The following is a 13,323-nucleotide window of genomic DNA, read 5'->3' as shown; positions in this document are numbered from 1 at the left end:
CCGTCTCCGAACAGGCGCCACCGATGGGCGCGGCGCACAATTCCGTTGTCGGAGAGAATGATCCACTCTCGACGGTACGGGTCCTCAGTGGATCTATCGAGACTGTTGTCAGCGGAGGAACCAGTGCCCCCACATGTGACCGTGATTCATAGAGTTCGCGGCGTCGATGTCCCCTACCTAGAGCGAATCGACCACCATGCCAATGCCGTCACCTACGTTTGCGCGAAGGATCTGATCGACGGAATACCGCGGCATGCGGCCGCCGCCGTCGAATTACTCGAGGATATGACGAGCGTGCCCGAGGCCGTGCACGCGCTGGCGGCTCGATTCGGCGCGCCGGAGCGCATTGTCGCGCTGCACGAATTCGATTTGCTGACTGCGGCAGAATTACGGAGGGAATTCGGTATCGCCGGTGACCGTCCGGACTACGTGCTCCCGTTTCGCGATAAACTGGTGATGGGGGTGACGGTCGCCACCGCGGGTGTGCCGACTCCCGCCTTCACCCATGTCGGCGATGTCGAGTCGATTACGGACTTCGCTGCGGTGCACGGCTTTCCGCTCATAGTCAAACCCCGTCTCGGTGGCGGTAGCAAGGACATCATCCGGCTGAATTCCATCGATGATTGCGCGGCATTGCCCGACCTGAGCTCGGAACCTTTTCTCGTACAACGTTTCTGTCCGGATGAGGTCGGCGCCGTCGACGGCGTGTGGACCGGTACCGAGCTCGGCCCGTGGCGGGCTTCGCAATACCTCGGCACTTGTCTCGAATTCGCCAATGGTGGAACAACTCTCGGTTACGTCGAGATCGACGAGCCGGAATTGGTCGACCCGCTCACGAGCTTCACCGAGGCCGTGCTCACCGCGCTCAGCGCCGATGTACCGACGGTCTTCCACCTCGAATTCTTCCTCGGTCGTGACGGTGCCGCACCGCGTATCCAATTCCTCGAAGTGGCCGCGCGGGCCTCGGGTGGGGAAACCACGCATATGTGGCGGGAGGTGCACGGCTACGACCTGCTCGGTGCAGCCGTGGATATCCAACTGGGCCGGATTCCGGCCGCCGATCCGCTTACCGACGAATCGGTGGTCGGTGAGTTGCTGATCCATCCGCCGGTGACCCCACCGTGCACCGTGGTGGACGTCCAGCTGCACGTACCGCAGCAGCATTCGCCATACCACGTCTCGGTCCCGCAGCCGGGGACCACCATCACTCAGACGTTCGGCTATGCCGATATCGGTGCCGCCTTCCGCTTCCGTGGCAAATCCACGGTGGAGGTCATCGACTCGCTGCGACGCACCGCGGCGGGTTTCCGGATGGATTGCGTGGCCTACGATCCGGCTGTCGACGCGGCCGTCGCCTGAGTCGCGGGAAGGGATCGTGTCGCGGTTCTCTGCTGCCCTGCCGCCGGTCGGCACGCAGCGTGTATTGACGCTGATCGCGGCGGCATCCGCCGTTTTCAGCGGTATCTATCTGTCCACCGTCGTCCTCTACTTCACACGGATCGTGCATATTTCGCCGATGCGGGTCGGTATCGGCCTCAGCGTCGCGGGAGCCGTGTCCATCGTCGTCTCGATACTGGCCGGGAAGCTGTCGGATCGACGCGGCCCGCTGGGTGTGCTGCGGGTCAGTCTGATCCTCGCGGCGTGCGGCACCCTGGGCTTTCTCACCGTCGGTGAATTCGCCTGGTATCTGATCGTCATACCGGCCACGGCCGCCGCGCAGACCTGTGTGCAGCTGATGATCTCGACGATCATCACCCGTGTGGTCACCGAACGGGCCAACGAATTCCGGGCCTATATCCGCTCGATTCTGAATGTGGGCATAGCCATCGGCATCGGCCTTTCCGCGGTGGCCGTGCAGTGGGATTCGGCGAATTTCTATCACGCGGCCATTGTCATCGGTGCTGGTTGCGTCGCCGGGGCCGCGCTACTGGTCGGGCGGCTACCCGTATTGGGGCCGGTTGCGGTGGAATCCGAGGCGGGTGGACAGCGCTGGGCGGTGTTGCGTGATCGGCCGTATCTGGCGCTCACCTTATTGGATGGGGTGTTGTCGCTGCAGTACCGGATTCAGTCGGTCGCGATTCCGCTGTGGATCATCGGTGCGACGACGGCTCCGCGCTGGTCGATCGCCGCGATCGACATGCTCAATATCTTCATCGTGGTGTTCTTCCAGGTCCGTGCGAGCCGCAACGTCGCGACCGCTCGCGCGGGCGGTGCCGCGCTACGGCGCGCCGGATGGGCATTCCTGCTGGCCTGCATTGTGCTGGCGGCGGCCGAAGGCCAGTCGGGCTGGCTCGCGGTGCTCACTCTCGCTAGTGGTGCGGCGGTCTTGAGCGTCGGTGAATTGTGGCAGACGGCAGGCGGGTTCGAGGTCTCGAATGCCTTGGCGCCGCCAGCGGCCGTCGGTGAATACCTCGGCGTATTCGGCACCGGTCTGCGGTTGGCCGATGCGTTCGGCCCGGCCTTACTGACCTGGTTGTGCATCGGGATCGGGGTCGCGGGCTGGTATGTCGCGGGGCTGATCCTGCTCGCCGCCGGGCTGCTCGCGCCGGTAACCGTCGCCAAGGCGGAGTCTCGGCGAGACGGGCACACACTCGTGGCGGCATCGTAGGCCGCTACCCGGTGGCCGAGACCGCGGTATCAGCCGGACCGATCGATAGGACAAAGTACAGCTCACTGCGCCGAGCCACCCCGAGTTTTCGATAGACGCGGGTGAGATGTTGTTCGACGGTGCTGGTGGTGATGGTGAGCTTATCGGCGATCTCGCGATTGGCCTTGCCGCGGGCCGCCAATTCCGCCACCCGGCGCTCGGCGGGACTCAGCGTGGCGAGCCCGCCCGGAATCCGGCGCAGTGCGGGCATCGGTTGGGTCGGCGTCACGGTTTGCGGTTTGCCGTCGAGCAGATCGTGCAGCAGAACCTCGGCGCCGCAGGTTTGGGCGATGCGTGCCGCATCGCGGAGCAGTGCGCGGGATCGCTCATGATCGCCGACGGCGCGGTGTGCCTTGCCGAGTTCGCCGAGGGCCGTGGCCAATTCGACATCGTCACCGCCGGTCCGGGCGATCGCGGCCGACTCGCGCAGCAAGCGGAAGGCCTGATAGCGATCGCTGGTGCCGGCGAGCAGCCGGAGTGCGACGCCACCGGAGCGGTGCCGGTCCGCGGCCCCGAGCAGCTCGATATGTCTGGTCGCGAATTCCTGTGCCTGCCGGTGCTCGCCGAGTGCGAGATGGGCGGCCGCAATGTCATTGCGCCACGGCACCAGCCAGGGAAAATCCATATTCCAGCGGTCCATGAGATAGCCGCAGCGGCGGAAACTGCGCAATGCCTCGTCGGCGCGTCCGACCGCGAGGTGATGGTGGCCGTGTGCCTGCAGATACGGCAGTCCGAAGCGGGATTCGAAAATGGTTCGGGGCACCGGCCTTTCGAGTTGAGTCGCGGCCTCGGCATGACGACCCGAGATCGTCAGCGCGTGCACCATCGTGGCGATCGGCGTGCCGATCCAGAGTCCGAGGTGTTCGGCGGGCACATAGTTCAGCGCCAGCGCCGCATCGCTGATCGCATCGCGAATATTGCCCTTGCGCAGCATGGTTTCCGCGCGCAGCCCGGCGAAGATCGACTGCCAGGTCGGGGCGCGGCGGGCATCGGCCTCGGCGAGTAACGATTCGCACCAGGCCGCGGCGGTATCGAGCCGATTGCTGTAGATGAGGCAGTGCACGGCCGCGACCAGGGTTTCGATGGTGGTCGAGGTGAGGCGGTGACTGGTGAGCAATCGCTGTGCGAGCGTGGCGATCTCGTCGAGCCGATGGGTGAATAAGCCGGTGAGTAGATCTGCGCCGTGTCGATGCGGTGAATACTGGTCGGCGCACACCTTGGACGGCCGGGCTGGGGCCGCGAACAGTCGCGGGTGACGTTGGACGTGTGGGGGATAGGAGTAGCGCAACCAGGCGCGCAAGAAGTCGATCTCCGGCGTCGCCTCATCCGGCTTACCGCTGTTGAGCTGACCGAGTGCGTGATCGGCCTGTTGCACCTGCCCGTGCCACAGCAGATACATGACGGCGGCCGGCAATTCGTGGTGCGGCACCCGACCCGCGCGCAGCGCCGCCTTCAACCGGGTGAACTGGCGCGAACGAGTCGACGGGTTGATCCGCCATTCCAGGCAGACCAGCCGGATCGCGATGATGGCCCGTTCGCCCACGTCCCGGGTGGCGCGATAGGCCAACTCCAACCGATCGACCGCAGGTTCGATCTGATCACTGGTGATCGCGTCCTCGGCGGCGGTGCGCAGTACCTCGACCGCCCACGGGTAACCGGCGGCACCGGCGTCGACCAGATGGTCGGCGACGGTGCTCGCCGGAAAACCCCGATGGTGCAGCAGTTCCGCCGCCCGACTGTGCAATTTCCGCCGGACCTCGTCGGGGGTATTGCGCAGAATCCGCGCACCGACCTCCGCATGTTCGAAGCGCGCGGTTTCGGCGAGTTGTCGAACGACGGTCCGCACCGCGGCCTCGTCCACCTCCAGCAGCTCGGCGACCAGGCCGACCGTGCTCGCGGTGCCGAGCACGGCCATGGCCTGACCGACCCGGGATTTGGCGAAGTCGGCCCAGTGGTCGCGGTGCGCTAGGGGGTCGCTGTGTGGCGGGACAGGCTGACACATTCTCGCAAGGCCCTTCGTCGAGGTGGTGAGCCCGACTGTGGGAGAGCACCATCGAAAACGAGCAGCTCGGGTGCACTGAGGATGCGGCATCGTCGCAGCGGGAAGGACGCGTCCACGCGCCCGATGATCCAGCCGGTGAACACAGGTTAATTCGCCCGCCCGATCCTGTCACGTCGACTGATGACACCTACGTAATATGAGGTGTTTCAATGCCTTTCGTGTCATCGACTCCCGGCGTGCGCGAGTACTTGCTGGCGGTAGGCCAGACAGGCGGCCGAGGTGTCATCGGCGGCCAGGAACAGCACCGTGCGTGCCGCGGCGAGGGCGCCGCTGTTGCGCGCGCTCACATACGCGTGCACCGGAGCCGCGGAGTACGGATTGTCCACCGAGGGATCGATCCCGACGATCGCTTCCGACGTGAACCCGAGTGCAGACGCCAGACGGGCACGGAAGGCGAGGGTCCAGGTTGGCGCGAGTAGCACCGCGCGGCCCTCGGCGAAATCGGTGGCGTCCAATCCTTCGGCCCTCAGGCAGTCGCGCACCGCCACCGCGGCCAATTCGACCAGATCGTCGGCACCGGCCTTGGTGATCATGGCCGAGCGGCCGTTCGCACCCACCGCGCCCATCGCTACCCAGGCGATCGGATCGGCGGGCCCGGCGGTGTCGGTGGTGTGTAGTGCACCGAATCCGCCTGTGGTGTTCGATGTTCCGAGCAGGATCGCGGCGGCGCTGGTGCTGTAGGGGAAACCGTCGACATGACGTTCGGTCGACGGATGCGTATCACCGGCGACCAGCAACGCATACGACACTTCGCCGCTGACCAGGAAACATTCGGCGGTCGCGATCGCGTGTAGTAGGCCGGTCCCGCCGTTCATCAGATCGAAAGAGAAGGCGGGCACCCGGCCGGGCGCGTATTCGAGGCCGATGCCGATTCGCTTCTGGATCAGCGCGGACACCGCGGGTTCGCAGATGTTCTGATCGCGGAAGACTCCGGCATTGATCAGCATTCCGACCTGCTCGGGGGTGATGCCGGCCTGTTCCAGGCAGGAGGCGGCCGCGCGGGGCGCCAGTTCGAAATAGCTGCCGGTATCGAGATCGGCATTGATGGCTGCCGCGAGGATGGTGGTCGGCATGGCTCAGGCCTCCAGACGGGAGATGGTGGCGGCTAGGTGCCCGGAGACGATTCCGGATGCCTCCGGAATCATCAGCACCTTGGAGCCTTTGGGGATCTTCTGCTGCGCGAGATATTCGTGCAGGACCACAAAATGCGAGGTCGACGCGGTATTGCCGAAGTCGTGCAGCACATTCAGGGCCTGGGGCATCGGGGTGCCGAAGTGGCGTTCGGTTAGGTGCGAGATGTACTCGATGGCGGGTGCGCTGAATTGGTGGTGGATCCAGTAGTCGAACTTCTCGCTCTCCCAGGTGCGCCCGGTCTCCTCGAGAAACGTGGACATGCGGTTGATGGCCTGCAGATAGCGGCCCTCGTTCTGCATCGCGCGGTTATCGGTGTAGAGCGCGATTCCGGGGGCCTGGTCGCTGGGCATGCCGATGCAGTGTTCGGCGCCGTCGGCGGAGGTCATCAGTTCGACGTAGTGGATTTCGTCGTCGTCGTCACCGCGATCGTCGAGCATCACCGCGACCGCCGCATCGCCGACGGTCAGCGCGGCGAACTGCGGGTCGTATGGTTTGTTGATCTCGCGCGCCGCCGTCTCGGCGATCGGGGTGATCTGTTCGCCGCTGACCACCAGTCCATTGCGCACCACGCCGGCCTTGATCATCCGATCCAGCACCAGCACCCCGGTCATCATGCCCGCGCAGGCATTCGACACGTCGAAGTGCCGAGCCTTCGTCGTGCCGATCTCCTTGCCCAGCATGACCGCGAAAGACGGTGCGTAGCAGAAGATTTCCTTGCCGCGGGTGCGGGTGATGGAGGCCGAGATGACTACGTCGATCTCATCGGGGGCGTAGTCGGAGTGCGCCAGGCAGTCCTCGATGGCGCGCAGCGCCAGATCGAAGGAGGATTCGTAGCCCTCGTCGCTGGAGTCGTAGACCCGACGATTCTTGATACCGGTAATCCGTTCCAGATCAAGGGATCTCGGTACCGCAAGTCCGGCGATGATCTCCTCGGTGGAACGGACGGTGGATGGTGTGTACGAGCCGATGGACTCGAAACGCGTGCGCAGCATTACCCCTGCTTTCTGTGTCGCGTGATTTCCCTGTGTTGCCAGGAGTTTCGACGGCGCTGTCGTGGATCGCCTTATCCGGGCAGCCCGACCAAACTTGCGCTCACCTCGCACAATTGGCGGGCACGCGCATCGTCGCGGGCCAACCGCGACGGTTCGCGCTCGCGGGTCTTGCGGAAATAGGCGCCGGTCACCTCCGCGACGCTCGGATCGGTCGCGAGGAAGGTGAGTGCGGCGGCGCCCTCGGCCGCGGTGATGAAAAACAGCCGCTTGCCGAGCGCGATGATCGGTTGCCCGAACCACGGCAGCGAGTTCCAGATACCGGTCGCGACCGCGCCGGGATGGAAGGCATTGACCGTTACGCCGGTGCCCGCCAGCCGATCGGCCAGTGCGCGGGTGTAGAGCACATTGGCCAATTTGGACCGGCTGTAGGCCTTTTCGCCCGAATAGCCCTCGCGGAACCCGAGATCGTCGAAATCGAGGGTCGCGCCGTAATGCATCACCGAGGAGGTGAACAGAATGCGCGCGGGGGCGCTGTGCACCAGCAGATCGATGAGCAGTTCGGTGAGCAGGAATCCGCCGAGATGGTTGGTGGCGAAGGTCGCCTCGATACCGTCCTCGGTTTCGGTGCGCGTCGGGTGGTAGCCGCCCGCATTATTGGCCAGTACATCGATGCGGTCGTAGGTGGCTTCGACCGCCTTGGCGAGTTGGCGCACCGACGACTGCGATGCCATATCGCATTCCAGCGCATCGACGGCCCCCGCCCCCGCGGCCCGTACCAATTCCGCACTGTCGGCGAGCTTCTGCGGATTCCGGCCGACCAACACCAGCCGATCGCCCCCTGCGGCGAGCTGTTGCGCGGCTTCGAGACCGATGCCCGAGGTGGCCCCCGTAATCAGGATCGTCTTCATGTTCGATCACCTTGCCATTGATGGCATGTCCGAAATCCGCTCTCGGGGTGGCTTCGGCGAGTTGCCCGATGTGTGCGAATGGCCAGGTGGCCGCCGGCGGTTCATCGATTGTGCAGATCAGCGAGCGCGTGCCGAATTCGGTCCGATGATGCTGCGCCGGAGTTGTAGCCATCGTGCATGACTGCCGATAGGGGTGGATAGGGGGAGGTCGTTCCATCTGATCCGAATCGACGGATGTCGGTTGGCCGAGAGTGCGGCTGGGATCTGGAGTGCCCGTGGGTATTCCGAAATGGACCCGCAGGTCGCGACAGCGGGTCAACTGCACCGCCGCCTCGTCGTGCAGCCGGAACGGGTAGCGCTGCTTCAGCTGCGCGACGTGTTGGTTGGCTCGGTGCCGTTCATCCGGGCGATCTGTCCGGCCAGCTCATCGGGATGGGTGAGCAGTTGTTTCGCCGGTGTCAGCCAACACCGCGCGAGCAGGTCGTACCCGATCCGCCCGATCTCCACATGTCGAGACCACTGCGCCCGGGCCCACGCCGGTTCATCGCGATATGCGGCGACACCGCTGAGGTGATTGCCGACGAGTTCGAACTGTAGATCGCGACGCAAACGCATGGCGGCCGGATCGGCCGGTGGCTTCGTGCGCAGCGTCTCGACCAGGTCCGCGGCCACCCGCAGCACCCTGGATTCGTTCCATCGCAGGTCGTGCCGATGTGCACGTGGCACGATCACCCACATCGCCGCGACCGCGACCAGCGCGCCGACCAGCGTCTCGATAAAGCGATCCCGGATGGGAACCAGTGTCGGCCCGACCAGCGCACCGCCGATCAGCAACGCCAACGGCGTAATGAAGACGACGGCGATCCCGTAGTTGCGCACCACGAACAGATCTGTCAGGAACATCAGCGTCATGAGAACCAGCACGAGGACCACGCCCGACGGTGCTAGCGCGTGCAGCGTCGCGAACACGATCAGCCCGACGACTGTGCCGCCGACGCGATGCAATGCGCGCACGGTGCCGACAATGCGATCCGGCCCCAAGTTCAGCACCAGGACGCCGGTGATCACGGCCCAGTCCGGTCGGCCGAGATCCAACAGCACACTGAGGCCACCCGCGATCACGGCGGCGGCCAGCGTGCGCAGCGCCGTGGTCGCCGCATGCGAGCGGATGGTCAGGGAGCGCCGCAGTCGCTGACCGACGGTCGGACGGGTCATCGGTACCGGCGCGTCGAGTACGTCCGGTGCGGAGTCCGATATCCCGATGAACTGGCGATGTGCGGCCAGCAGCGTCCGGACGATCTCCGAATCCGGTTCGCGGGCAGGCAGACCCGCATCATGAACCGTGGCCCACGCCGAATGTAGCGCCGCACCCGCCGCGTGCCGCTCGGCGGCGGACGGCTGCCCGCCCTTCCGGTATTCGATATAGGTATCGACGGCACGCAAGGCCGATGTCATCGCCGCCCTTTCCGGCGCACGCGCATCGCGCAGCATCGGACTCATCGAAACCAGCACCGAACTCAGCACGCCGAGCGCGGTATATCCCACGATTACCGGCACCGAAACACCGGCGACGGCCATCCGCGTTGCCACCGCGCAGACCAGCACGAAGAAGAACATGCCCGGCGGTCCGGCCCGCGTCGCGACCATGACATAGCTCGCGACCAGCGCCACCACGGAAAGTGCCGCCACACCGACGATTCCGGCCGTCCCCGCCTGCCCCGAATCGCCGATCACCGCACCTAGCGCCGCTGTCGTGAGAAAGCCCGCACCCGCGATCAGCACTATCCGCCAACGCATTCGGTAGGCGCGCGCCTCGCCGTAGAGAACGGCGAAGGCACCCAGCGCGACGATCAATGCCTGCTGCCGTTGACCCGCCGCGAGCACGATCAGCGCGGGCAATCCGAATGCGAGCGCGGACCGCGCCGCCACCGGCCACCGCCAACCCGTTTGCGAAGACCTGAAAAGCAGCGCTCGCCGGCGCGGCGGTGTCGGCACCGGGTGGTGTGACGGATCGAAGCTCGGGTCGTCCACCAGGCCATTCAACACCAACCGACCATTGGGTTTTGTGTGTCGGGGCACGCGCTCGACCCTTTTGCTCTAGCGTTGGCAAGGTTGCTGCCGAGAGGGGTTATCGATGCGTACGGGGATGCTGGAGCTAGTGCAGTTGCGGGCGCTCGTCGAGGCCGGGGAGATCGACACGGTGCTGGTGGCAATGACCGATATGCAGGGCCGATTGCAGGGAAAGCGTTGTGCGGCAAGGTTTTTTCTGGACGAGGTGATCGGGCACGCGACCGAGGCGTGCAACTATCTGCTCGCGGTGGATGTCGATATGGCCACAGTCGACGGGTATGCGATCTCCTCCTGGGAAACCGGCTATGGCGACTTCGTACTGCGGCCGGATCTGAGCACCCTGCGGCTGGTGCCGTGGCAGCCGGGAACCGCGCTGGTGCTGTGCGATGTGGAGCATGTGGAACCCGCACGTCAGGCGGTCACGGTTTCGCCGCGGCAGATATTGCGGGCGCAATTGGCGCGGCTGGCCGAGCGTGGGCTGCGGGCTTATGTCGGGACCGAACTCGAGTTCCTGGTCTTCGACGACAGCTACGAGGACGCGTGGAACTGCGGCTATCGCGATCTGCGGCCCGCGAACCAGTACAACGTCGACTACTCGATGCTCGGGACCGCACGCATCGAGCCGCTATTGCGTCGCATTCGCAATGAAATGGCCGGTGCGGGACTGTATGTCGAATCGGCCAAGGGTGAATGCAATCCGGGCCAGCACGAAATCGCCTTCCGCTATGACGAGGCGCTGGTGACCTGCGACAACCACAGCATCTACAAGAATGGCGCCAAGGAGATCGCCGCCCAGGAGCGGCGCAGTCTCAGCTTCATGGCGAAATACAATGAGCGCGAAGGCAATTCGTGCCACATCCATATAAGCCTGCGCGCCGATTCGGGGGCCGCGGTATTCGCCGGTGACGGCCCGCACGGCACCTCCGCACTAATGCGGCATTTCCTCGCCGGACAACTGGACTGCCTGCGTGAGTTCACCTATCTGCTCGCTCCGAATATCAACTCCTACAAGCGATTCGTGTCAGGAAGTTTCGCCCCGACCGCACTGGCCTGGGGACGCGACAACCGGACCTGTGCGCTGCGCGTGGTGGGCCAGGATCTGTCCCTGCGGATGGAGAACCGGATCCCGGGCGGCGACGTGAATCCGTATCTGGCCGTCGCCGCGACAATTGCCGCCGGATTGCACGGTATCGAGCACGCGCTCCCGCTCGAGCCGGAGTTCCATGGCAATGCCTACCGGTCCCAGCGCCCGCGGGTGCCGCGTACGCTGCGGGAAGCGGCGCAATTGTTCGGCGAGAGCAAGGTGGCACGAACAGCGTTCGGCGACGACGTGGTGGACCATTACCGGAATGCGGCACAGGTCGAGCTGGACGCCTTCGACGCCGCGGTCACCGATTGGGAGCGAATCCGTGGTTTCGAGCGGCTCTGAGCAGATCCGTCCGATCATCGGCCTGCCGACCTACCTGGAACAGGCCCGGTTCGGCGCCTGGGATGTCCCGAGTGCGGTACTGCCGCACAATTACCTGCAGCTGGTCGAGCGCGCGGGCGGTATACCGGTGCTGCTGCCGCCCACCGGCGTGGCGCGCGCGGAGCTGGTGGATCGACTCGACGGGCTGGTGCTGACCGGCGGTGCCGATATCGATCCGGCCCGCTACGGTGCGCCGCCGGATGCGGCCCTCGGCCCACTCCGCGCCGACCGCGACGATTCCGAATTCGAGCTGTTCGCCCTGGCGCGCGCGGCCGGTCTGCCGACCCTCGCGATCTGTCGCGGCCTGCAACTGGTCAATGTCGCCTTCGGCGGCACGTTGATCCAGCACCTGCCGGATCTGCTCGGCCACGACGACCATTCCGGTACGCCGGGCGGTTTTCACCCGAACCGGGTCACGACCGTGCCCGACAGCCTGGTCGCCACGATCGCCGGACCGGAGGTGAAGGTGAATTGCCACCATCACCAAGCAGTCGCCGTCCTCGCCGATGGCCTGGTCGCGACCGCACATGCTTCGGACGGCACGATCGAAGCGGCGGAGGCGACCGACGGTCCGTTCCTGGTGGGTGTGCAGTGGCATCCGGAGGCGGACGCGACCGATACGCGGCTGATGCGAGCACTGGTCGAGGCGGCGGCCACCTATCGAAAGGAACGTAATTCGTGACGACAACGCAGGTGGTCAACCCGGCGACCGAGCAGGTCGTCACGACGCTCGAGCTGCTGAGTGCGGCCGAGGCCGATGCGGCCATCGAGCGGGCGCAGCGTGCCGGTGCCGATTGGCGCGCGGTCGCGCCGGGGGATCGTGCTCGGCTGCTGCGTCGATTCGCCGAGGCTGTCGATGCGAATCTCGAGCAGCTGGCCCAGCTGGAGGTCGCCAATGCCGGACACACCATCGGCAATGCACGCTGGGAGGCGGGCAATGTCCGCGATGTATTGCATTTCGCGGCGGGGATTCCGGAACGTCTGCTGGGCAACCAGATTCCGGTCGCGGGCGGGGTGGACATCACCTTCCACGAACCGCTCGGCGTGGTCGGGGTGATCGTGCCGTGGAACTTCCCGATGCCGATCGCGGCATGGGGGTTCGGGCCTGCGCTGGCCGCAGGGAATACCGTGGTGCTCAAGCCCGCGGAGCTGACGCCGCTGACCGCTATCCGGTTGGGTGAGCTCGCGCTCGAAGCGGGTGTGCCGGAAGGGGTTTTCCAGGTGCTGCCCGGAAAAGGGGCGGTGGTGGGTCAGCGGTTCGTGACCCATCCGGCCGTGCGGAAGGTGGTCTTCACCGGGTCCACCGAGGTGGGCAAGGAGATCATGGCCGGATGTGCGCGTCAGGTGAAGCGGGTGACGCTCGAACTCGGTGGTAAGAGCGCGAATATCGTTTTCGCCGATGCCGATTTGGAGCGTGCGGCCGCGACCGCGCCCTACGGTGTTTTCGACAATGCCGGACAGGATTGCTGTGCGCGATCGCGAATTCTGGTGCAGCGCAGTGTTTTCGACAGATTCTTGGCGTTGTTGGAACCGGCGGTTCGTGGCGTTCGGGTGGGTGATCCGGGCGATGAGTCCACCGAAATGGGGCCGTTGATTTCGGCCGCGCATCGGGACCGGGTGGCTTCGTTCGTCGAGCCGTCCACCAAGGTCGCATTCACCGGCACGCAGCCCGACGGTCCCGGATTCTGGTATCCGCCAACGGTTGTGCTCCCCGACGCGCCATCGGATCGGGTGCTCACCGAGGAGGTCTTCGGGCCGGTGGTCGCAGTGGTGCCGTTCGAAGACGAGGCCGATGCCCTTCGCATTGCCAATGACACCGAATACGGTCTGTCCGGCTCCATCTGGACCAATGATGTCGGCCGGGCGCTGCGGGTGTCGCGTGGTGTGGAGGCCGGGAATCTGTCGGTGAATTCGCATTCCTCGGTGCGGTATTGGACGCCGTTCGGCGGATTCAAACAGTCCGGCCTCGGGCGCGAACTCGGACCCGATGCAGCACTTGCCTTTACCGAGACCAAGAACGTCTTCATCGCCACCTAGTTAAG

Annotated in this window: 10 protein-coding genes; 5 read left to right on the top strand and 5 right to left on the bottom strand. The window is 65.4% G+C overall.

All coding sequences use genetic code 11. From position 1 onward, the window contains the following. The first annotated feature begins 141 nt into the window (after positions 1-141). Together ACIBI6_RS14100 and ACIBI6_RS14095 are read left to right on the top strand one after the other, a co-directional pair. A complete protein-coding gene (locus tag ACIBI6_RS14100) occupies positions 142-1,359 on the top strand; it encodes an acetyl-CoA carboxylase biotin carboxylase subunit family protein (protein ID WP_396956380.1) in 1,218 nt (405 codons plus the stop codon). A 16-nt stretch (positions 1,360-1,375) separates the two neighbouring features. Beyond that, the gene (locus ACIBI6_RS14095; RefSeq protein WP_396956378.1) at positions 1,376-2,608 is read left to right on the top strand and encodes an MFS transporter; all 1,233 of its coding nucleotides are present in this window, start codon (positions 1,376-1,378) and stop codon (positions 2,606-2,608) included. 4 nt (positions 2,609-2,612) lie between these two features. On the opposite strand, the gene ACIBI6_RS14090 is transcribed toward ACIBI6_RS14095, so the two are convergent. The 5 genes from ACIBI6_RS14090 to ACIBI6_RS14070 form a co-directional block, all read right to left on the bottom strand. After that, positions 2,613-4,649, bottom strand: coding sequence for a LuxR C-terminal-related transcriptional regulator (locus ACIBI6_RS14090; RefSeq protein WP_396956376.1), 2,037 nt, complete (start codon positions 4,647-4,649; stop codon positions 2,613-2,615). 221 nt (positions 4,650-4,870) lie between these two features. Beyond that, a complete protein-coding gene (locus tag ACIBI6_RS14085; RefSeq protein ID WP_396956374.1) occupies positions 4,871-5,782 on the bottom strand; it encodes a hypothetical protein in 912 nt (303 codons plus the stop codon). Between the two features lie 3 nt (positions 5,783-5,785). Continuing rightward, complete coding sequence (locus ACIBI6_RS14080) at positions 5,786-6,835, bottom strand: 3-oxoacyl-ACP synthase III family protein (protein ID WP_396956372.1); 1,050 nt, start codon at positions 6,833-6,835, stop codon at positions 5,786-5,788. 71 nt (positions 6,836-6,906) lie between these two features. After that, entirely contained in the window at positions 6,907-7,743 is an 837-nt protein-coding gene (locus ACIBI6_RS14075) for an SDR family oxidoreductase (protein WP_364344873.1), read from the bottom strand. A gap of 363 nt (positions 7,744-8,106) precedes the next feature. After that, positions 8,107-9,672 (bottom strand): FUSC family protein, encoded by a 1,566-nt coding sequence (locus ACIBI6_RS14070; RefSeq protein WP_396956369.1) that lies wholly within the window; start codon positions 9,670-9,672, stop codon positions 8,107-8,109. Between the two features lie 205 nt (positions 9,673-9,877). Here ACIBI6_RS14070 and ACIBI6_RS14065 point away from each other — a divergent pair, with 205 nt between their 5' ends. Genes ACIBI6_RS14065 through ACIBI6_RS14055 form a run of 3 tightly spaced genes read left to right on the top strand, consistent with a single transcriptional unit; the run spans position 9,878 to position 13,318 of the window. Continuing rightward, a complete protein-coding gene (locus tag ACIBI6_RS14065) occupies positions 9,878-11,242 on the top strand; it encodes a glutamine synthetase family protein (protein WP_396956367.1) in 1,365 nt (454 codons plus the stop codon). Further along, positions 11,223-11,963 (top strand): gamma-glutamyl-gamma-aminobutyrate hydrolase family protein, encoded by a 741-nt coding sequence (locus ACIBI6_RS14060; protein ID WP_364344855.1) that lies wholly within the window; start codon positions 11,223-11,225, stop codon positions 11,961-11,963. Before ACIBI6_RS14065 ends, ACIBI6_RS14060 begins: the two co-directional genes overlap by 20 nt. Beyond that, positions 11,960-13,318, top strand: a complete 1,359-nt coding sequence (locus ACIBI6_RS14055; RefSeq protein WP_364344852.1) for an aldehyde dehydrogenase family protein — start codon at positions 11,960-11,962, stop codon at positions 13,316-13,318. The genes ACIBI6_RS14060 and ACIBI6_RS14055 overlap by 4 nt, the downstream gene beginning before the upstream one ends. The last annotated feature ends 5 nt before the right edge of the window (positions 13,319-13,323 follow it).

The organism is Nocardia sp. NPDC050412, assembly GCF_044458825.1.
Lineage (GTDB): Bacteria > Actinomycetota > Actinomycetes > Mycobacteriales > Mycobacteriaceae > Nocardia.
The sequence above is the reverse complement of the archived record's forward strand: the minus strand, read 5'-3'. Positions and strand labels throughout refer to the sequence as shown.

Excerpts from the sequence above, each read along its gene's own strand:
- ACIBI6_RS14065 (WP_396956367.1), top strand. The coding sequence starts at position 9,878 with ATGCGTACGGGGATGCTGGAGCTAGTGCAGTTGCGGGCGCTCGTCGAG.
- ACIBI6_RS14090 (WP_396956376.1), bottom strand. The coding sequence starts at position 4,649 with ATGTGTCAGCCTGTCCCGCCACACAGCGACCCCCTAGCGCACCGCGAC.
- ACIBI6_RS14075 (WP_364344873.1), bottom strand. The coding sequence starts at position 7,743 with ATGAAGACGATCCTGATTACGGGGGCCACCTCGGGCATCGGTCTCGAA.
- ACIBI6_RS14085 (WP_396956374.1), bottom strand. The coding sequence starts at position 5,782 with ATGCCGACCACCATCCTCGCGGCAGCCATCAATGCCGATCTCGATACC.
- ACIBI6_RS14080 (WP_396956372.1), bottom strand. The coding sequence starts at position 6,835 with ATGCTGCGCACGCGTTTCGAGTCCATCGGCTCGTACACACCATCCACC.